The sequence below is a fragment of the Streptomyces sp. NPDC006339 genome (assembly GCF_040612775.1).
GTDB lineage: Bacteria > Actinomycetota > Actinomycetes > Streptomycetales > Streptomycetaceae > Streptomyces.
Map to the genome: position 1 here is coordinate 26,037 of NZ_JBEXQW010000059.1, position 19,731 is coordinate 45,767.

Sequence of the window (19,731 nt, forward strand, 5' to 3'; positions counted from 1 at the left end):
TCCTTCGGAGAATCGCCTCATTCGGCTCTCGGGATGACGTCGTCCCTCATCCACTTCAGATACTCGCGCAGGGCGGGAAGCAGAGCGTCACCGGCGCAACTTCCGTTCGCGAATACCCAGGTTCGGCGGAACGTGGGACCTGCCTGCTCTGCCTCGGGCGGTGTTGGCATGGCGCTGAAGGTGTACCGTTCCGGCTGCCCTCCGTCCCTGACAACGTCGATGTGCGCCGTGGCGGTTATCACTGCCGGGTTGTACGCCGTCACGTTGGAGATCGCGGTGCCGGTCCCCAGGACCTCATGCCGGACCTGCGCCTCCTCCGTCGCCTCATGGAGGACCAGATCCCTCACATCCTTGACGCACAGATGTCGACGATCCTCTTCGCTCTTCTTCCACCACTGGCTGAACTGAGACGTACGCCCCAACTGCTTCGACTCGAAGTCGACCGCGTGACCAACCCTGCGGATCACGGCGATGGCGCCGACAAAGGAATCTCGGAATGCCTCCGGGTCGTCGTCGGTGAGCTCCTCCAGGATCTCCAAGTACTTCTCCGCCAGCGTGAGCGCCCTCCGGCTCTTATCTAGTCTCATGGAGGCAGCCAAGCCTCTTCAGGCTGATGCTGCTGCCCGAGACGCCCAGACGGTCGTGTCGAGCCTTCGTGGCCTCACCCGTGAGCGGTAATCCTCCGTCCAGCGTGGTGACCAGTGGAAAGGGCATGTGACACAGCTTCTGATCTGCACGGACATCGCTGGAAGCAGCCCGACCCACCTCGCGAGCGTTAAGACACCGTGGGACGGAACAACGAACGCGGCAGAGCGCGATGGGGCGGCGGCAAGATGCGCCGGGACGGGACAGTCAGCACATCGCTAGGGCTGGGACACCGCCAGCGTCCTGACCTCCTCGAAGGTGACTGTGGACTTCGTGAATTGAAGCTCCCGGGAGCGTGGGGCACGATCATGACGCGAGCAGGACGAGGCGAGGGAGGACGTCAGAGTGTTTCACCGGATACGCCGCCGGGCGGCGGAGCCCAGCGAGGCTCAGCGCCGGTTCTTTGAGCTGTCGGCGCGGCTGCGGGACCAGACGCCGCCAGGCATCGGGGGGCAGCCGGCCGAGGCCGAGCGCGGTGAACCGACCGTCGTGGTGGACGACTTCCTTCCGCCGGAACTGCGGGTGCCCAGCCACGATCAGCTCGACGGCAGGATGATGCCCTGGAAGCAGCCGCTGGTCCTCGACGACGAGATGGTCACCTGCGCCGAGTGCGGCGCGTACCGGGACTGGCTCGTCCTCTCCACCCGCGACCAGATCTGGCTACGCTGCCAGGCGGGCCACCAGCAGCAGGAGACGCGTCTCGACACCGCCTGGTACAACCGGAGCGCCGGGCCCGCGGACGCGACGCACGCCACGTTCGAGGACTGCCTGCGCCACCTCGGCCACTGACCCCCACCCCTACAACCCCACCGGGCCCGCGGGCCCGCACTGACCACCCGCCGCCTAGCACCAAGGGGTCAGTTCCGTCATGCGCGTTCGCGTCGCCACCACCGCCCTCGGCATCACCGCCGCTCTTCTCGCCGTGCCCGCGTGCTCCAGCGGCGCCGCCGGCACGAAGTCCGACATCGCCTCCTCCGCCCCTGCCGGGAAGCCGGCCCGCTCCGACCGGAATGCCGCTCTACTGTCTTCGGCCGTCCTGGAGACGCGTCTGCTCGACGAGGGCGACCTCGGCGGCGACTACGTGCGCAAGCCGGAGCGCCCCGCGCAGCACGACGACGTCACCGTCGTCGGCTGCCCGGCCCTAAGCGAGCTGGGCGGCGACGCTGCGACCGGCGGCGCACTGTCCTTCCCGCGCAAGGCGAAGGCCACCTTCACCTACGCCGGCAGCACCTCCGAGGTCTCCGAGGAGCTGTACAGCGACAGCGCGAACAAGCTGTCCGACGGCATAGGCCGGATCTTCGATGCCATGACGGGCTGCCCGCAGTATCAGGTCGTCGTGGGTGGGGCCCCGATCGACATGGCGTCGCAGAAGCTGCCCGTGCCCCACGGGCTCGGTGACGAGCAGTGGAGCCAGCTCCTGACGTTCTCCGCCGGAGGCCGGAGCACCGTGGTGAAGCAGACCGCGATCCGCGCCGGCAGTCTGCTGTTGATCGTCTCTGGCTCGCCGGCCCTGGTCGACCGCCACCTCGACAAGGCCCTCGACAAGGCCACGGCGGCGAGCTGACCGGCCCCGATACGCGGATGCCCCCGACTCTGACGGTCGGGGGCATCCGCGCGTTTACCCCACCGTCAGTGCGTGCCGCTCGGGCCGACACCGACCTGTTGCGTCGGCCTCGACGCCAGGGGGGCAGCATCGGGTGCAGGTGGGTTCCGGCCCGAACAGCAAGGAGCCCGGCTCTCCCAGAGAGAGGCCGGGCTACGTGCGTCGGGCGAGAGGGGGCCGGCAGGCGTTAGACGGCCGGTGCGCGGAGGAGCCGCTCCTGGGTGGCCTTGGGCAGGACCCGTCGCAGGACCGGGGCGGTCGAGCTGAGGGAGGCGGCGAACGCGGCGACGAGGTCGTGCGGAACGCTGCTGCCGAACGACGCCACCCACAGGCATGGTGCGCCGAGCGCGGGCTCGGCCCACGCCTGCCACCCAGGCGGTCCAGCCTCGTCGGTCTTGGTGGTCAGGGCGCGCGGGTCGCCGTCCTGGATGAGGGGCGGCACCTCGCCGAGGCTGAGATGCGAGGTGAACGTCGGGTCCGTCGCTGCGCCTTGGGGCTGATCGATGTCGCGGAGCCATCCGTGTGAGGCGACGGCGTCGAGGACCACGTCCGGGCCGGCGAGCGGCACGACGGGCTGGTCGCGGGCGTCGAGCGCGACGAGGAAGTCGGCCACGGCCTCGCCGGGGACGTCGGGGGTGAAGTAGGCCGACCACCCAGCGAGCGGACTGCTCGTGTCCGCGCGGGCGGAGACCTGCCAGGCGATCGGTAGTTCCCCCAGGTAGAACGGCTCGTCGGCCAGGCTCCACTGGGCCCACCGGAGGGTGTCGGGGCTGATGTGCAGGATGGTGCTGCGCAGGACCTGGCGGTCCTCGTCTGCTTCGTCCGGCTCGTGGCGACCGCGGACGATCGTCAGGCTCGACCAGCCCAGGCCGGAGAGCGTGTCGGCGACGGTGTCGTAGAGGCGCCTGTCGTCGCCGGCCAGGTGTCGGGGGCCGACCCAGAACGCGGGCTGTCCGCCGGGCGGTGTGGACGGGTCGGGCGGGAATTCGGGGTACAGCGGCGCCTCCAAGGGCTCGATGCGGTTCTACTTGTCGCCTGCACTGCGGCGAGGGCGGCGTGGGGGTGCCTGAACGGGTTCCTGCCAGGCCAGGGCGACGGCGACCTCCGGGGGCAGGTGACCGAGTTGGCTGTTCTCGTCACGTCCCTCGGCGAGGTAGACGACGGTCTGGCCGGTCTCGTCCACAGACTGCACGACCTGCGCCAGCCGGTGGGACATCGGGAAGAACGGGTTCATGGCCTTGCGGACCGGAGCATCCCGATCGCAGCGGGACAGCAGGGTGATGAGGTCGCCGACGGTCATCTCCGGGGACGTCACGAAAGCCTCCTGGGGTGCGGAAACGATGAGCGATGGAACCGGCCGGCAGTCAGCCGGCCGCCTCGGAGCGAGGGCTCCTGGGAACGGCAGCGCTGTCACACGCGACGCGAGGTCTCCAGCACGCGCGCCACGGCGGCGGCCACGATCTCAGCCGGCGTCTCGGTGTCGAACGACAGGTGATAGCCGCGCACCTTGGCCGTGCCGGTGACGGCGATCTTCCATCCCTCTCCGTTGGTGCCGGGACGGCCGAGCGGGAACCAGCCGAGATAGAACCGGCCGTCCTTCGAGCTGACGTGCACGTCCGCGCGGTCGTCCACGATGAGGTGGAAGTCCTCTGCGGAGAATTGGTCCATGACGAGCGTGGGCTGGCCAGGACCCAGTTGCCACTCGCGCAGCCGCAGGGCCTCGACGGGGGTGGAGAATCCAGGGCCAACGGGAGTCAAGGTCACGAGCAATCACCTCTCTGACCTGGGGTTTCTTGCAAGGTCGTCTACGTTGACATGGTCTCGCACGCGTTGGCCAGTCTTTCTGAACTCTTTCCTGTCTGCCCCCGGCGAACTGTTGCCTTCCACCTCACTTCGCGTCGATCTCACGAAGCCACCTGAAAGGAAAGGGGTGGCCAACTAGAGGCCCGGAGGTGCAAGCTGGCCCGTTTCCCATCGTGAGGAGAAGTACATGGAGATCCGGTCGCTTGAGGAGCTGCGCGCCGCAGACGGTCTGTCGCTGGCGTTCAACCCCTACGGACTCGGCGGCCGTATGAGGCCGGAAGACGCCACGGAGTTCCAGCAGCGGCAGATCGCCGACTGCAACCTGTCGGAGGGCGTCGCGGCAGGAACACGTGACTCCTTCGAGCGGCTGCGCACCGTCTTCGCCTACGGCGTGCTGTGCGACGACGTGTACACCATCGTCGGCGACCAGGCTCTCCTCATCTACGAGCAGGCGTTGCGCGACCGCTTCATGGAGTGGTGCTCCGGCACCATCACCTTCCGCCTCTCTCAGGCCCCGGACGTCTCCTACACCGTCACGTCGTACGACGACGTCAAGAAGCGCGCGGACAGGATGACGCGGCAACGCGCGAAGCTGGTCGTCGATACCCACGCCATCGAGTTCAACGGGATGCTGCACGGGCTCCGCCTGTGGGCGCGTACGGCGGGACTGCTGCGCGGGCGGCGCAGCAGGGCGGTCGAAGACGCGCTGGCCAAGCTGCGTAACCACGTTGCCCATCCCTCCGGCCACCATGTCGATACTCCTGTCGGGGCGGCCCGAACGGTGCGGGATCTGGCGGAGCTGATCAACCAGCTGTGGGGGCGGGCCACCCCCGATGGGCGCCTGTACCCGGCACCTCTGCACCGGGAGATCACCGTGCTGAGCTGGAACGGTTCCGGGCGGGCACGGATGGAGCCCGCCGGCGCGCTCACTGCCTCCGAACCTGCGGAAGATGAGGAGAGCGACGAGTACCAACACGTCGTGGTACGGGCCATCCCCTTCATTCCGGGCAGTCGCTGGAATGACGCTCACTGGGCGGAGTTCGACACCCGCTACGAAACGACACGGTTCCCAACGGATTACCTGTGGGGGCCTGGCACCCGGGAGCAGGCCCGGGCGTGGCTGGAGAAGGAGCGCCCCGAGGGGGACAGCATCGAGTTCACCGACCGGGTGTTCCTCGTCCAGGACCACGGGCGCCTGCTGCCGCCGATGCGGCCGGCGGTAGCGGCCGGGCTGCCCGACGGCGAACGCGTCGGTGTCTGGCATGTTGTGCGGGCCGACTTTCCAGACGACGCCTTCGCACACGTCCGAGGGTCCGCGGATCGCAGCGCCGGTCACGCCCGCCGCCCCGGAGACTGTCCTGCCTGCTCGGCTGAGGTCCTTGGCTCCGGCACCTTCGACGAAGCCCTTCGTGCTTCTGCCGCCGCCCTGGGACCGATCCAGGCGGTGCACCTGCCCTCCGTCCGACTCCCCTTGTCGATCTTCTGGCCCGACCGACCGTGCGGTACAGGACGAGGAGACGGGTGACTGGGCAACCGCACCAGTCGCCATCAATCATGACCGCGACTGCGCCATGACCTCAGGAGCCATCCAGATCGGCAGCCCGCCGCCCGGTCCCCGGGACGGTCCAGGCCCGTGCCAGGGTTATCCCCATGGACCCTATGATCCCCGCCGACGTCCCCGACGAGCCGCCGCTCACCTACGCCGACAGCTTCGACATACCGGTCCTCTTTCGTAACGGGCCCACGGATAAGCCCAAGAGGCAGTGGCGGACGGCCGAGCACAAGGCGTGGACCGGGTCGGACGGGCTCCCGGCAACGGATGGCTGGTACGCCCCGACCACCACGTGGCGCGAGATCATCAAGGCCGCCACCGAGGTCGGCCGCGACGTCACCCCGCACCTGCAGAACCAGCCGCAGTACGCGCACGGGGAACTCGTCGCCCGAGTCGCCCCGCTGTACGCCTACCTCGGCGCGCACCCCGTCGAGCCCCGGCACCCCGTACCGGGCGCCAAGGGCCGGCGCCTGACCCTGAACCCGGTCTACGAGCACGGCACCGAGCGCACCGCGAAGAACGCCGCCGCCTACCGGCTGGGCATGACGATGACCGAGTGGGCCTGCCGCTCGCTGCTCGGCCTCGGACAGACCGAGCACCTCGAACTCGGCGGCCCCATCCCCGCCCTGAGCGAAACCTTCAAGGATCCGAAGAAGAAGCTGCCCGACCTGTGGGGACGGCACGAGACGGAGGAGATGTACTGGCTCATCGAGGCCAAGGGCGGCAACGTCGGCGTCGACGTACTCCGTAAAGGGTGGGCGCAACTGGCGGCCGGCAGCAAGATCCTCGGCTCGTACGCGCACCGCACCATCCTGGTCGGTGCCTCCGTGCGGCCCGGAGACGACCTCTTCCTCACCATCGACCACGACCTGCACCCCGGCCAGCCGCCGCTCATACCAGGCGGATCCGACACCGACGACCACACAGCGGCGGGTCCGGGAAACCTCGAAGACCGCCTCGGCGACAACGACGACGCGCTCATCGGCACGGCCCGCGCCCAGATGCTCGCCTACCTGGCGCTGCGCTCCGCTCCCGCATCCCAGCTGCGCACGGTGCCCGTGCCGGCCGACCGCACTTCCCGTCACCGGCGCTCCGGTCTGACCACCCCCCTGGAAGACGACACCCTCACGCTCGCTATGCGGGCCGAGGCCCGTGGAGCGGCGCTCCACGGTGATCAGCACAACCTGCGTGCCGGGATCCGTTCGATGGGGCTCGACGACTTCCTCTCCTGTCGCATCCCCGGAACGGAGGTCTACCTCGGCATGTCCCGGAAGCTGTTCGCCGCCTGCGAGCGCCTCCACGAGGAGGATCTCGCCATCGCCCGGCGTACCCCGGGGCTGCGCGCTGAGGACCAGATGGCCGTCGACCAGGGACTCAGCGAGGATGCTCAGGAGGAACAGCGACTCACCCGGCGGCGGATCTTCCGCGAGCAGCAGGAGGAAGCCCGTCCCCGGCTGCGCCCTCTGCTCCGTGAAGCCTACGAGCGGGGTGCGGCGAGCGACTGGAGCGACCTGCTGCGCCGCCCCCAGGAGCCGAAGCTCGACCTGGAGGGCGACGAGAGTCTCCTCGAAGCGGCGACCCCGGAAACGTACCTGGCTATCAGCCGCTACGACGTGCTCCCGATCCGCGCCTAACCCGTGAGGTGTGGCCAAGAGGGGCCAGTTGGGCACTTCGAGCAACACAGGGGCCAGATGTGCCGCCTGCGGAGTTGGAGCCACTTCATGCCCCGATGAGTCGATCAATGTCTGACTGCCGTCGTTCGGGTGGTGCGGCGGCGTGTCACCCCCGCGACCAGGACCTGCCCCCGGTCGATGTGGTCGAATCCGGATCGGTGGGCCCGGCGGGGTCCCTGCCCCGCGCTCGACCCGACATCGAGCACGCCGTGGAGAAGCCAACTCGGCCGGCGCCGCTGCATGGTCCTCGTGTTCCTCGTGGCTCTCTGCCGCGTGTGCTGTGTCGGGACGGCTCCGCGGCGTTGAGGGGCTTCGAGTTATGAAGACAACCGCCGGCGAACGTCGCGCCGAACTGCTGCGTCTGTACACCGGGATGCCCTGGCAGTCCGCCCGGCGCCGGGTCGAGGCCGCCGCGCCCGGCTCCTTGCTGATTCCGCAGCCGGATGCCGACCAGATCCTGCTGGAGGCCCGGGTGATGGCCGCACTGGCCTGGCGTCGGATCACCACTGTGCACCCATGGGGCATCGAATACGTCGACCCGCGCTCCGACCGCCTCCTGATCCGATTCGAGGCCGACCTGGTCGAGCGTCGTGACCCGAAGGAGTCCCAGGCCCTGGACCTGGCCGAGGCGCTACTGCCACGCGCCGACGAGTACGGCGACATCAAGGGGGTGCCGGGGGCCCGTACCCACGTCGAGGACGGCCAGGTGGTGTTGCGCGTGCCGGATACGTCCGCCTCCGTCACCCTGCTGGGTCTGGACCGCGACGAGTGGCTGCGCGCCGTCGACGTCCAGGACCGGCGGCTGGGTGCCTACGGCATGACGCCCTGCCACCGCGACCGGCCCGCCCGGTGGCACCCGGCCGAGCGTCCCTACCGGCGGCCGGGCCGCCGGGGCACCGCGGCGTCGGCCTGGCTGACCAGCGGGCTGCTGCGTCGCGTCGGCCTGATCCGCACCCTGGGGGCGCCGCTGGCCGTGACCGGCTGGCTCGGCCACCACGAACGCGGCGGTGGCGAACGCTGGATCATCGACCCCACGTTCGCGGAAGGTTCCGGCGCCACCGGCCACCGGCGGCTGATGGCACTGCTCGCGGCGCCCGGCTGGGGCCTGCCCCTCGCCACCGTGGACGAACACTGCTCCTGTCATCTGCCGCCCGGCTACAGCGACCAATGCACCACCGTCGCCGCCGGCCTGGCCGAGCGGCGCGGAGTGCTGGAGGTTCGCGCCATCCAGCGCCGCGGCGATCGCCTGAAGCGGATCCGGGAGGACAGGCCGGCGGCCTTCGCTGCCAAGCAGCAGCTTGCCCTCTCCGTGCCCGCCTGGGTCGACCGCTGGCTCGAGCGCGGTGGATCTCCTGCTTCGAAGGCACCCGTACTGACATGAGACCAGGACCGGGCAGATCGTGCTGTATATGGCGGCGCGCAGTGGAGCCAGCCTGACACGGCGGTAGACGAGAGCGGGCCCCTGGAACGACGTCCCAGGGGCCTGCTGTTGGGGGTGATCTTCGGCTAGACGGTCTCGCTGATGTCGTCCGGCTCCGGCTCGATCCCCCCACGACGGCGGGTGACGACCAGTGTGACGGCGCCGACGACAACGAGGAGGCCGGCACCTCCGGCGATCCACGGGGTGGTGTCGGCGCCGGTGTGGGCGAGGGAACCTGCCGGGGTGACCGGCGCGGAGCCGCCGGTCGAGGCTGCGAGGGCTGATGGGGATGCGGTGGACGATGAGGCGTCGAGCGCCCTCTCGGCCGCGGTGGACGAGGAGCCGGTGCCCGGCGTGCTGGTGTCAGTCTGCGTGGGCTTCGGAGCGCCGGTCGGGCTGCTACTCGGCTTGTCCGACGGGGTGCTGGTGGGCTTGGGCGTCGGCTTGTCCGAGGGCGTGGGCTTAGGCGTGGCGGCGGTCTTGGCGTTGGTGACGGTCACGGTCACCGGGGCGCCGGGGCCGGCGGTGAAAGTCTTCGACGGCTTGTAGAGGTCGTAGCCGTCAGGGGCCTTGATCTGCTTGACCCAGAACTCCGTCTTCCGGCTCGACACCGGCAGCTCCCCGGAAGCCGTACCCCCGGTCCCGGTGGTGAGGGTGAGGAGCGTCGAGTCGCCGGTGCCGATGTTCACGGTCGCGCCGGGCAGCAGCTTGCCGGTCTTGTCGTCCTTGGACTGCAGGACGACCTGGGCGGCCTTGAACGGGTCGGTGATCGTCAGCCGGGTGGTCGCGCCTGGTGTGACGATCACGTCCTGATCGGCCACGACGTCGTGGAGCGGACTGCCGGAGGCCGTCTCCTTGAGCCGGTAGATGCCCGGCGCGAGGTCGGGGAAGGTCAGCTTCCCCTGGTTGTCGGTCTTCCCGCCTCCGGTCTCCTGGCCGGCGGAGTCGAGCAGCAGGAATGTGGCACCGGAGAGCACGTCGCCGGCCGGGTCCTTCTTGGTGATCTCGACGCTGCCCGCGTCCGAGGGCGGTATTCCGGCGTGGGCCGTGGGGGCCGAGGGAGTGGGTTCGGAGGGCGGGGCGGCGAAGGCGGCTGAGGCCGCGGCGAGCACTGCCGTGGTGGTCAGGACGAGCGTGGGCAGGACGTGGTGGTGCTTCATGACTATTACTCCGAGCGGGAGGCAGGTAGGAGGACGGCGCGCTCGTCGGTCAGCTGGCGGTGTCGGTCGGGCGTCGGCGGCGGCTGATCAGGTAGAGGCCGGATCCGCCGGCGAGCAGAGCTGTCGCGCCGCCGATCAGCCACGGCGTGGTGTCGGCCCCGGTGTGGGCGAGGGAGCCGGACGGCGGGGCGCTCGGCGGGGCCGGAGGCGTGCTCGGCGGGGCCGGGGGCGCGGTGGGCGGGGTGCTCGGGCTCGGCGGCGGGGTGGTGGGCGGCAGGGGCGGAATGGGACGGTCGGCGAGGGTGACGGTGGCATCGGCGCCCGGCTGCGCGGTGAAGGCGACCGGGCTGGTGTCGAGCTGATATCCGTCGGGGGCCTTGGTCTCGGCGGCCCAGTAGCGGGTGCCTGCCCGGAGGACGACGTCCAGCTCCGTGTGGGCGGTGCCGTTCGTACCGGTGGTCAGGCTGGTGAGGACCTTGCCCGGGGTGTGCTTGCCAGTCTTGTCCGTCTCGTCCGCCCGAATGATGATGACCGCGCCCGCGAGGGCCTCGCCGGTGTTCTTGTCGATCTTCTTCACCAGCAGACCGGCCTTCTTGAACGGGTCGACCAGATCAAGGGGGTTGGCCTGGGCAGTGTGTCCGGCGGTGATGGTGATGGACTGCTCTGGGACCGGGTCGTGCAGCGGGCTGCCGGAGGAGGTCTCGCGCAGCCGGTAGGTGCCGGCCCGCAGCCCGTCGAGGACGAGGACGCCCTGCTCGTCGGTCTTGCCCTCGGCGGCCTGCTTGCCGTCCTTGTCCAGGAGCTGGAAGGCGGCGCCGACCATGCGGGTGCCCTCGGGGTCCTTCTTGCGGATGGTGACGCCACCGAGCGCCTCGTCCACGGTGACGCTCGCCGCATCCTTGACGCTCGTGGTGCCGCCCGCGAGGAGGATGCGCTGGGCCGCGGGGTTCTTCGGGGTGAGGACCTGCAGGCTGGTGGCCGGCAGACCGTCGGCGGTCGCACTGATGCTCGCGGTACCCGCCGACTTCGCGGTGAACGACCAGCTCGCGGTGCCGGCGCTGTCCGTGACGACCTGGCCGGAGGTAGTGCCGGAGCCGGACTCGGCCAACGCGACGCTCACCTTCGGCACCGGTGCGCCGGCGCTGGTGGCGACCTTCACGTCAACGGTGACCTTGGTTCCGGCGGTGGTGGTCTTCACCGAGGGGGTGATCTTGAGGGTGTAGGGGCCGGCGAGGCGCTTGGCCTCGGCGAGATAGCCCTGGGCGAGGGTGCGGGCGGTCGGAGAGACCACCGGGTAGGCCAGGCGCTGCTTGCCTCGGGCACCGAGGAGGGCGTACGTGCCGCCGGCCAGGTACTCGTACACGACGGCGTCGACCGCCGCCGCCTGCGCGTTGTCGCGGGTCTGCCCGTACTTGCCGATCACGTACGCGGCCTGGGCGAGGCGCTCCTTGGGCACGGCCTTGCCGGTCACCGAGGACGTCCAAGAGGTGACCGGCAGCGGGGCGCTGTAGCCGTCGGCGTCGGCGGGGCCCTTGCGCTCGGGGTCGGCACAGTAGGTTTCGGCGTCGCCATGGACGGCCGGGCCGGGCGGGCCATACGCGCCGATGTGTGAGGCGTCGGCGTTGCCTTCGGAGTCGGGGATCGTGTAGCCGGGTCCCAGGGAGACGGGAGCGGGGGCCGCCTGGGCGGGAGACCAGGCCAGGGTCCCGGCCACGCCGGCGGCGGTGGCCACGGCCAGAGTTCGGAGAGCGCCGCGAACGGTACGGGCGTGCACGAGAAAGACTCCTTGGTTCGAGTGAGGAAGGGAAGTCAGAGAGATCGGCCGGGGCCGACGCCCTTGTGAGGCGGGACGACGGGCAGCGAGCCCGACATCTGCTTGGCTGACACGGGTGCGGCAACGTAGAGGTGATGGCGAGTGTGGAAGGGGACGTCCTGGGCGGTGCGGTGGACCGGCTCGGTGGAGATCAGCGAGGCGGTGAAGGCCGCGACGAGCGTGGGGGGCGTACCGAAGGAGAAGCGCGCCTGCCAGTGGGGCTCGATCGGGAATCCGCCCCAGGCCCTCCAGGTCGGACCGTCGGATCCGGTGGTGGCGTAGCGGTGCCGTACGCCCCCGAGCCCGTCCGGTGCCAGGAAGGTCTGGGTGCCGTCCGTCTTGACGCTGTGGCTCCACCCCCGCGCGAACAGCGGTGCGTACGCCTCGTGCGGCGCGGTCTCGTCCTCGTACAGCCAGTCGCGGTCGCTGTACCGGTCTTCCAGGTAGAGGTCGAGCAGTTCGGTGTGGAGGTCATGCAGGAGCTCGACCGGCGTGGAGGCGTCGATGGTGATCTGCCAGGCCGTTGGGCCGAACGGGACACGGTTCGCGGCGATGGTCCATGTCCCGTTGCGAGGCTCTTCAGGCTTGGGCTCGAAGCTGGTCCACAGCCGCAGGCAGGGACTGGTGGCGAAGGCCGTTCCTTCCTCGGGCTGGTGCAGTGACCAGTCGTGGTCGAAGGGGAAGGGCCAGACGGTGCTGGGGCTGATGGGGCCGGGTCCTGCCAGGTGGCGGGGAAGGACCTTCACGGTCTGGGCGGGGTCAAGATTCTTGAACGGGTCGGTGGACACGCAGTGGCTCCGGGTAAGGCTGAGTGAAACGGCACAGGGACGAAGGAGCTCGGCTCACCGGCCGCGGCCACCGCTGCGGGTGGCCAGCTGGGCGGGAGCCTTGTGAGCGGTGAGGCCCGTGATGCGGCGCGGCGCCGGCGTGGCCCACGCACCGGGGAACCAGACGGCGGTGTACTGCTCGATGGCGTCACGCAGGCCCGTGGTTTCGGCGCCCTCCCAAGGCGGCTTGCCGGCCCGGCGGTACGTGTTGAACGTGCCGTACTGGTTGCTGTCCACCAAGGTGTTGCGGGCCTCATCGCGACGGTGAAAGGTGCCGTGGTCCACGAAGCTGAGTTCCACCGCATCGATATCGCCCCGGCCTGCGTGGACGACTGCCAGACGCAGGCCGCCGTACGTGTCCGCGTAGAGGGCTCGGGTGAAGCTGATCCGCAGCCGCAGCGGTGCGCCCGCGGCGGGGGTGGCGTAGTGGGTGTTGCCCACGACGGTGCTGTCGGGGAAGGGGAGGCACAGTTCGGCGAAGAACTCGGGGGCAGGGACAAGACGTGATCTCCGGTCGGGATCGAGCCGGTGTCAGCGGCGCTGGCTGGGCAGGGCCGGGCGGCTGGTGGTGCTCCAGCGCGGGACGCTGGAGGCTGGGAGCGTGGCCGGTCGTCGGGAGACGGCCCGCTGCACGTCGAGCGGGGTCGGGGCCGGCGGGCTTGGCGGGAGGACGGGGGTGAGCTGGGCCATGCCCTCGACGTAGCTGTGAGTGTCCTGACGCCAGCGGGGCAGCGGGGCCGGGTCGGAGACGCACTCGGTGACGGCCTTGAGCAGGGCGACAGGGGTGTCCGTGCTGGCGGTCGCGTACCAGGCGGGGCGGTCGATGGAGGTGCCGGCCCACAGGCTCCAGCGGGCGTCGCGCGTGGTGAGCTCGGCTTGCGGGTCGAGGCGCCCGGTGGTGAACTCCAGTCCGGCGAGCCCGTCGTCGGAGTGGATCGCGAAGACTCCCCAACGGGGGTGGTCGATCTGCCAGCCGCGTTGGATGAGCGGGACGACCGCGACGAACGGGTCACGGTCCATGCTCCTCGGGTCGGGCGCGGCGAGGTAGGCGTCCGGGCCGTTCTCGTACGCCTCGGCGAGAGCGTTGGTGAAGGCCGTCACGAACTCGGTGGGGCAGGAGTCGTTGAAGCACGTGCCCCAGGTCGGCGGACCGAACGGGTCCTTGTAGGCGTTGATCCGCCACAGGCCGTCGTCCTCTCCTTCGGGGAGGAAGCCGAGGCGGACCTTGCGGTCCGGTGCGTTGACGTAGACGTTGCCGCGGTCGTCGTGCTCCAGGTCCCAGCCGAGGTTGAGCAGCGGGGCGAGCGCGGGGTCACCGATCCCGATGGAGCCGGCGAGATGGCGGGGGGAGACGTAGACGTCCCCATCGATGTCGGAGGACGGGTCGGGCCGTGGATTCATCGGTCCGCCTGGGTGGTCACGGTGATCTCGTCGCCCGCCGTGTCGAGACGCTCGTTGACCTCGGCGGTGTTGCGGCCGGTGACGATGTAGAACCCGGCCCGGGCGGTGAACAGGTCGCCGTCGGGCGGCAGGAGGAACCGGTCACCGATCTCGCGGATCCACTGCACCTGCCGCAGCCACGGGGTGTGGGCGGCGAACGGCTGGTTGATGTGCCGTTCGGTGAGCGTGCCGGAGGCGGCGGGGTGGAGCATGCGGATGCCTGCGGCTCCGCGGTGGGTCTGGGTGAGGTCTGGTTCTCGGCCGCAGGCGAGGTCGGCGGCGGCCCTCGGCAGGTCGATGCCGGTGGCGAGGCGGACGAGGTGTCCGATCATGTCGCCGCCGATGCGCGCGTTCACCTCGATCAGCCGAGGCCGGCCGTCCACGAGACGCATCTCGACGTGCTGTACGCCGTGGGTGAGCCCCAGGGCCTTGACGGCCGCCGCCGCGACGGGGGCGACCTGCGCGAGGAGCGGGTCGGCCGCATCGACGGTGTGGCCGATCTCCTCGAAGTACGGGGCGGGGCCCAGCTGCTTGCGGGTCACGGCGACGGCGGTGGTCTCGCCGCGGTGGGTGACGCACTCGACGGAGACCTCGGGGCCGTCGAGGTACTCCTCGACCAGGACGGCCGTGTCCTCGCGGCTGCGGCTCGCGCCGGCCGAGGCGAACTCGAACGCGGCGGGGAGTTCTTCGGGCCGGTTGACGCGAATCACGCCGATGCTGCCGGCGAACGCGGTCGGCTTGATGACGGCGGGGTAGCCCAGCGTCATGGTCGCCAGTCCTGCCTCCACCAGACTGCGCGCCGTCATGGAGGATGCCGACGGCACCCCGTGGCGGGCGAACAGCGTGCGGGCGGTGGCCTTGTTGCGGCAGCCTCGTGTCACCTCGACGGAGTTCGACGGCAGGCCGAGCGCGCGGGCGAGACGGGCGGTGGGGACGAGGTTCCACTCGTCCCACGTGACGACGCCGCCGAGGTCGTGGCGTTCGGCCAGGGCGCGGCCGGCGGCGAGCAGCGCTGCGGAGTCGTTCAGGGCGACGACGGCGTGGTCGACGATGTACGGCTTCTCCCACGACGGCTCGGTACCGGTCAGCAGGACGACGTCGTACGCGGCGGCCACCTGCTCGAGGCAGTAGCCGCGGTAGATCTCATCGCCCGGAGAGACGACGAGTACGAGGGGACGAGCGGGCAAGAAGGGTTCTCCGTATCGGTGGAGGGCAGGGCGCGCGTTTCAGGCGGCGCGGCGGCGGCGCAGCTCGAACGCGCCGGCCCAGCGGGGGTGGTCGTCGACCAGGCGGCGGGCGTAGAGGGCGGTGTAGTTGTTGTTCAGCCCGGCGACGCCGTGGGGGAGCTGGCGGCGCAGGTCTTCGAAGAGGTCCTTCACGCCGACGCGGGTGGCGCCGGCGGCAAGGCGGCGGGCGGCCAGGCGTTCCAGGGCTCGGTAGACGTGCGGGTTGTGTGCGTCGAAGGCGTGGAACTGCTCGGTGATGGTGCGACCGCGCGCAGGGTTCGGGCCGAGAGCGACAGCGGGCATGGGGTTCTCCACAGGCTGGGGAAAGCGTGGCGGGGTCAGGAGTGCAGGGCGGGGTCGGTGCGCAGGCGGGCGAAGGCGAGGAACAGCCCGAGGGCCTGCAGGGCGGCGCAGGCGGTGATGACGTGGCCCAGTGCCTCGGGTGGGGTGAGTGCGGTCAGCACGCCGGCGACGGGGAAGGGCAGCAGGAGGATGAGGATGGTCGCCGACAGGGTGCTGCCGAACTTCTCCGGTGGAATGAGGCGGGAGCGCAGGGTGCGCAGGACCACCGTCATGCCGCCTTCGCCCGCCATGAGGAGGGCGACCAGGATCAGGTAGGAGAGGTAGTCGGGGGCCTGGGCGGCGGCGAGACAGGCGAGCGAGGCGAGGGAGGCGCAGGCGGCACCGACCGGCCACAGGCCCAGGCGGTCGATCGCGAACCGGCAGATGGTGACGGCCAGGAGCGTCGCTCCGGCAGCGGCGGACCAGACCAGGCCGACGGCGGTGGTCGACTGCCCGTAGTGCTGGACGACGATCACGGGTCCAGCCGCTTGGAAGAGACCGGTGGCCAGGTTGGACAGGGTCAGCCCGGTCACGAGCCAGCCGAGCGCGGGCAGCGAGCGGATGGTGCGCCATCCGGTGAGCAGGCCGGCGTTCGTCTGCCCCTTGGGCAGTCGGGCCGGGGCGACAGGCGAAGGGGGTGTGCGCAGGGCGAGCAGCGCGGCGAGCAGCGAGAGCGCGGTGATCACCGCGAGCATCTGCGGCGGGCCGGTGAGCAGGAGCAGTCCGGCGAGCGCGGGTCCGGCCAAGGTCGCGGTCTGGTCGATCCCGAGCAGAACGGCCTGGACGCGGTGGGCGCGTGCACCGGCTCGGCGGCCGGCAGCGGCACCCGCGGTCTCGGCCGCGATGTAACTGAACTCCGTGAGCACGCCGGTGGTCGCCGCGAGCGCCATCACGGTCACGCTCGCCACGATGCCGGACGGGTACAGGTAGAGAAGAACGGCGCCGGTGGTGAGGGCCAGCGCTCGACCCAGGGAGGCGAGGTGGAAGACGACGGATGCTCCGCGCCGGTCGACGACCGAGCCGGCCCACCCGAACGCCGCCAGCCTCGGGATCCACTCCAGGGCGAAGGCGGCGCCCGTCAGGGTGGCGGAGCGTGTGGTGGCCAAGACAAGGAGGGGGATGCCGTAGGTGGACATGGCGAACGCCAGGGCGTCCGCCGTGCGCGGCAGGTAGATGCCGCGCATCAGCCCGGCGGTGTGGCGCGCGTGCCGGGGTGCGACCGCTGTGCTCACGCGATCGGCTCGGGCTCGGGCAGCGCGGTGACCTGCGGATTGGTGGTCAGCCACTGGAGCAGCAGGGTGCGAAGACGATCAAGGTCCGTGTCGGGCTCGGAGCCGACCACCGGCTCGGTCGCCGGAGAGGGGAAGCCATCGGCCTGCCCGGTTCCGAGCGCGGACGCCAGGAGGTCGAAGGTGTACCGGACGCGGCTGCCGAAGTCGCAGACCGGATCCGGGTAAGCGTGGCGGCGGGCCCATCGGGCGGTCGCGTCGTAGACGTCGGCCAGAGCCGAACCGGTCTCGGTGAGTTCCAGGCCGACGCCGGGCACGGACCGGACGAGGCCATGGGCGCGGGCCGTCTCGGCAGCAAGGCGCAGGTGGTGCGTGGAGAGGTCGGGGATGATGCTGGCCAGTCGTCGCGGCGGTATTGCTCCGTTGTCGTCGATCTCGGTGATGAGCCGGACCAGCGGTGGCGAGGCCAGCAGCGCGGTGGCCTTGTGCAGTTCGGCGGCGGTGAAGAGGGTGGTCATCATCGGCGCGGGCCTCCCGCCGGGAGGGCCGCCGTCGGGCGGGCGGGCATTGCGTGGGAGAAGAGGTCGCGGTTGTGCCACGTCGGCCGGGTCTGGTTGCTGACCCATCGCTTCGGAGCGGGCGTCGTCTGGGGGTGCCCCCAGACCGGGTGCTGTCCGGCCTTGCTGAGGGGCTGACCGGCGGACCACGCGGACACGGCTCCGAGAACGGGCCCCAGGCCGTCGCCCGCTGCGGACAGCCGGTAGGGGCGGCCGATCCCGTCGGTGTCGACCAAGCCGTCGGCTACCAACTGCCGTAGCGGCGGGTAGACGTTGGTCCAGTCACTGCTCGGCATGACGATCCTGGCCAGGGCCCGGCCGCTCACTTCTCCGCGCTGCTTGAGCACCCACAGCAGGGCGGCGGCGTGACGCCGGGTGAGCAGGGTGAGGCTGTCCTCGACTTGCTCGATCACGGGCAGCGGGCGATCCGGCTTCTCCAGGTGCTCCTCGGCCCAGGTGACGATCACCGGCAGCACCGGCAGCAGGGCGGCACCACGGTCGGTGTGGCCGTAGGTGACGTGCCGCGCGGTGTGTTCGGTGCGCTCGACGAGCCCGGCGTCGCACAGCGACTTGAGCTTGGGGTGGAGCTGGCCGCTCTGCAGCCAGGGCACCCGGGCCGCCAGCTCGCTGTAGCGCAGCGGCGGCCCGGAGAGCGCCAGCATGATCCTGACGTTCCAGCGCGGAGTGATCATGGCGAGGGCCTCGGTGACCCGGGCGATGTCGGCGTCGGTGTCGGGAGGCAGAGCGGTGATGGCCAAGGTAGGAACTCCTGGGTGGGAAGAGGGAAATCGCCTGCGAGTCAGCGGCTTCGCGTCGTGCTCTGGGCCGGTCGGGGCGGAGCCGGTACGGGCGGCGCGGATGCCGGCGGGGAGGGTGCCGGGGCCGAAATACGGGTCAGGCTCTGCAGAACGGCGGAGACCGACTTGGTCTGGGCGTCGCGGGCGGCGACGGCTTCGGCGAGCCGACGGGCTCCGTCGAGGAGGTGGGAGACCTCGGGCCGGGTGATCTGCCGTTCCGGGTGGAGGAGCCGGGCGAGCTGATCGCGGTGGTACTCGATGCTGCGCTCGGCGAGGGCGAGGTCGGCGTGCATGCCGAGCAGGGCGGCCAGCATGCCGGGCGGCTGGTCTCGGGCATGAGCTTCGAGGTCGGCGAGCGGTGCGCCGTACAGGTCCTCGATCCGTCCGGCTATCTCGGTGGACGTCGAGTGGGGCAAGCGGGGGCTTTCACGGTCGGCGGGCCCTTGCCGCCCCGGCACGCACGGGTACCGGGGCGGCAAGGGACGAAGGAAGGGCGGCGTCGCCCACTGGCCGCGCCGTACGGACGGGGCGGGACTGCTGATCGGGTGGTGGCATGGTGCGCAGCAGCTGGCCGATGGCGGCGGGGTAGCCGTTGCGGGCATCAAGCGCCGCCTCCAGCCACTGCGCGTCGAAGCGGAGGTCACCGGCTGACAGCTCGCCCATGTCCCGGTCGGGTGCCATCGCCTCGTGCACGCGGTCGCGGACGCGGGCGACCTGCTCCTCGGCGAGGGCGAGGAAGGAGCGCAGCTCCAGGGCACGGGCCAGCGCGGGAGGGGTATCGGGCCCGGTAGCCGTCGCGTACAGCTCGGCGACCGGGGCGCCGAAGACCTCCTGCAGGCGGCCGTCTGCGGTGCTGGACTTGAGTCGGACGCTCACAGCACGCCCCTTCCCGCTCGCGGCACCGACGCCGGCGCAACCGCGGGGCGGAGCGGAGCGCTGGTCTGGACCGCCGGGCCCTTGCGGGCGCCGCGATCGAGACGGGCGAGGCGTTCGGCAGCTAGGCCCTTCCTCCCCGGAGCGTCGGGATCGAGAAGCCACCGCACGACCTGGGCCCGGCCGTCGCGTGCCGTGACGGCCGCGTTGACGCGCTGGGCGAGGCCCATCGCGGGGTCGTCGATCTCACTGGGCTGCGTCTCCAACGCGGCGAGCAGGTCGTCCTCCGCTCGGTCGAGCACAGCCTGGGCGTCGACGAGGTGACCATGCCACTTGACGACCTCGGTGGCATCAGGGTTCGCGGTCGGCGCGACCGTGACTGCGGCCCTCAACTGATCCATGCCCATTCCGAAGTGGGCTTCGATCCGTTCGGTAAGCACACCCACGACATCCGCAATGCCATCGGATATGTCATCGAACAAGGGGAACTCCTCCCGGAAGGCGACACCTGGAAATTGGGACAGGGAATTGACGAGGAGTCAGGCAACCCGGCTAGGGAGTGGACGGGTTACTGCTGCGTGCCTGTCAGCTGAGGCACATGCGGACGTCTCGGTAGACGTACGTGCCGGAGACCCAGCCCTTGACGCCCGTCGTCTTGTTCGTGATGTAGAGCCAATTGCCGCTCTTCTTGTGCACGGTGAACTTGTGGCTCTTGTAGAGAACGCCGAGGGCCGTGGACTTCGTAGTGGCCTTGGACCGGATGGTGACGGC

23 protein-coding genes are annotated in these 19,731 nt (G+C 70.6%); 5 read left to right on the forward strand and 18 right to left on the reverse strand.

Features of this window, described 5'->3' with window-relative positions; all coding sequences use genetic code 11:
- Positions 1–17: 17 nt before the first annotated feature.
- The gene (locus ABZ135_RS33435; RefSeq protein ID WP_356701225.1) at positions 18–587 is read right to left on the reverse strand and encodes a hypothetical protein; all 570 of its coding nucleotides are present in this window, start codon (positions 585–587) and stop codon (positions 18–20) included.
- 403 nt (positions 588–990) lie between these two features.
- On the opposite strand from ABZ135_RS33435, the gene ABZ135_RS33440 reads away from it, so the two are divergent.
- Positions 991–1,434, forward strand: coding sequence for a hypothetical protein (locus ABZ135_RS33440; RefSeq protein WP_356701227.1), 444 nt, complete (start codon positions 991–993; stop codon positions 1,432–1,434).
- Between the two features lie 79 nt (positions 1,435–1,513).
- Positions 1,514–2,209 (forward strand): hypothetical protein, encoded by a 696-nt coding sequence (locus ABZ135_RS33445; protein ID WP_356701229.1) that lies wholly within the window; start codon positions 1,514–1,516, stop codon positions 2,207–2,209.
- Between the two features lie 226 nt (positions 2,210–2,435).
- Here ABZ135_RS33445 and ABZ135_RS33450 read toward each other — a convergent pair whose 3' ends face one another.
- The 3 genes from ABZ135_RS33450 to ABZ135_RS33460 all read right to left on the reverse strand — a co-directional run bounded on the left by ABZ135_RS33450 (position 2,436) and on the right by ABZ135_RS33460 (position 4,012).
- A complete protein-coding gene (locus ABZ135_RS33450) occupies positions 2,436–3,257 on the reverse strand; it encodes a DUF317 domain-containing protein (protein WP_356701230.1) in 822 nt (273 codons plus the stop codon).
- A gap of 15 nt (positions 3,258–3,272) precedes the next feature.
- The gene (locus tag ABZ135_RS33455; RefSeq protein ID WP_356701232.1) at positions 3,273–3,563 is read right to left on the reverse strand and encodes a hypothetical protein; all 291 of its coding nucleotides are present in this window, start codon (positions 3,561–3,563) and stop codon (positions 3,273–3,275) included.
- A gap of 95 nt (positions 3,564–3,658) precedes the next feature.
- A complete protein-coding gene (locus tag ABZ135_RS33460) occupies positions 3,659–4,012 on the reverse strand; it encodes a DUF317 domain-containing protein (RefSeq protein ID WP_356701234.1) in 354 nt (117 codons plus the stop codon).
- A gap of 226 nt (positions 4,013–4,238) precedes the next feature.
- On the opposite strand from ABZ135_RS33460, the gene ABZ135_RS33465 reads away from it, so the two are divergent.
- The 3 genes from ABZ135_RS33465 (at position 4,239) to ABZ135_RS33475 (ending at position 8,657) form a co-directional block, all read left to right on the forward strand.
- The gene (locus ABZ135_RS33465) at positions 4,239–5,576 is read left to right on the forward strand and encodes a hypothetical protein (protein ID WP_356701235.1); all 1,338 of its coding nucleotides are present in this window, start codon (positions 4,239–4,241) and stop codon (positions 5,574–5,576) included.
- A gap of 125 nt (positions 5,577–5,701) precedes the next feature.
- Entirely contained in the window at positions 5,702–7,237 is a 1,536-nt protein-coding gene (locus ABZ135_RS33470; protein WP_356701236.1) for a gamma-glutamyltransferase, read from the forward strand.
- 358 nt (positions 7,238–7,595) lie between these two features.
- A complete protein-coding gene (locus ABZ135_RS33475; RefSeq protein WP_356701238.1) occupies positions 7,596–8,657 on the forward strand; it encodes a hypothetical protein in 1,062 nt (353 codons plus the stop codon).
- Between the two features lie 125 nt (positions 8,658–8,782).
- Here ABZ135_RS33475 and ABZ135_RS33480 read toward each other — a convergent pair whose 3' ends face one another.
- From ABZ135_RS33480 to ABZ135_RS33545, 14 genes are all read right to left on the reverse strand, one after another.
- Positions 8,783–9,856: a SpaA isopeptide-forming pilin-related protein gene (locus ABZ135_RS33480; protein ID WP_356701240.1), complete on the reverse strand. Its 1,074-nt coding sequence runs from the start codon at positions 9,854–9,856 to the stop codon at positions 8,783–8,785.
- Positions 9,857–9,905: 49 nt separating this feature from the next.
- Positions 9,906–11,630: a SpaA isopeptide-forming pilin-related protein gene (locus tag ABZ135_RS33485; protein WP_356701242.1), complete on the reverse strand. Its 1,725-nt coding sequence runs from the start codon at positions 11,628–11,630 to the stop codon at positions 9,906–9,908.
- Positions 11,631–11,665: 35 nt separating this feature from the next.
- Positions 11,666–12,457 carry a DUF317 domain-containing protein gene (locus tag ABZ135_RS33490; RefSeq protein WP_356701244.1) on the reverse strand — a complete coding sequence of 264 codons (792 nt, stop codon included), beginning with the start codon at positions 12,455–12,457 and terminating at the stop codon, positions 11,666–11,668.
- Between the two features lie 54 nt (positions 12,458–12,511).
- Entirely contained in the window at positions 12,512–12,937 is a 426-nt protein-coding gene (locus ABZ135_RS33495) for a hypothetical protein (RefSeq protein ID WP_356701246.1), read from the reverse strand.
- Positions 12,938–13,027: 90 nt separating this feature from the next.
- The gene (locus tag ABZ135_RS33500) at positions 13,028–13,897 is read right to left on the reverse strand and encodes a DUF317 domain-containing protein (RefSeq protein ID WP_356701248.1); all 870 of its coding nucleotides are present in this window, start codon (positions 13,895–13,897) and stop codon (positions 13,028–13,030) included.
- Positions 13,894–15,123 carry an ATP-grasp domain-containing protein gene (locus tag ABZ135_RS33505; protein WP_356701250.1) on the reverse strand — a complete coding sequence of 410 codons (1,230 nt, stop codon included), beginning with the start codon at positions 15,121–15,123 and terminating at the stop codon, positions 13,894–13,896. Before ABZ135_RS33505 ends, ABZ135_RS33500 begins: the two co-directional genes overlap by 4 nt.
- Before the next feature lie 39 nt (positions 15,124–15,162).
- Complete coding sequence (locus tag ABZ135_RS33510; protein ID WP_071265904.1) at positions 15,163–15,465, reverse strand: hypothetical protein; 303 nt, start codon at positions 15,463–15,465, stop codon at positions 15,163–15,165.
- Positions 15,466–15,500: 35 nt separating this feature from the next.
- A complete protein-coding gene (locus ABZ135_RS33515) occupies positions 15,501–16,736 on the reverse strand; it encodes an MFS transporter (RefSeq protein WP_356701252.1) in 1,236 nt (411 codons plus the stop codon).
- A complete protein-coding gene (locus ABZ135_RS33520) occupies positions 16,733–17,254 on the reverse strand; it encodes a regulator (protein WP_356701254.1) in 522 nt (173 codons plus the stop codon). Before ABZ135_RS33520 ends, ABZ135_RS33515 begins: the two co-directional genes overlap by 4 nt.
- Complete coding sequence (locus ABZ135_RS33525; protein ID WP_356701256.1) at positions 17,251–18,048, reverse strand: helix-turn-helix domain-containing protein; 798 nt, start codon at positions 18,046–18,048, stop codon at positions 17,251–17,253. The genes ABZ135_RS33520 and ABZ135_RS33525 overlap by 4 nt, the downstream gene beginning before the upstream one ends.
- Positions 18,049–18,089: 41 nt before the next feature.
- Positions 18,090–18,503: a hypothetical protein gene (locus ABZ135_RS33530; protein ID WP_356701258.1), complete on the reverse strand. Its 414-nt coding sequence runs from the start codon at positions 18,501–18,503 to the stop codon at positions 18,090–18,092.
- Between the two features lie 10 nt (positions 18,504–18,513).
- Complete coding sequence (locus ABZ135_RS33535) at positions 18,514–18,963, reverse strand: hypothetical protein (RefSeq protein ID WP_356701260.1); 450 nt, start codon at positions 18,961–18,963, stop codon at positions 18,514–18,516.
- The gene (locus ABZ135_RS33540; RefSeq protein ID WP_356701262.1) at positions 18,960–19,442 is read right to left on the reverse strand and encodes a hypothetical protein; all 483 of its coding nucleotides are present in this window, start codon (positions 19,440–19,442) and stop codon (positions 18,960–18,962) included. Before ABZ135_RS33540 ends, ABZ135_RS33535 begins: the two co-directional genes overlap by 4 nt.
- Positions 19,443–19,545: 103 nt before the next feature.
- A partial coding sequence (locus tag ABZ135_RS33545; RefSeq protein WP_356701264.1) for an SH3 domain-containing protein occupies positions 19,546–19,731 on the reverse strand: 186 nt, incomplete at its 5' end.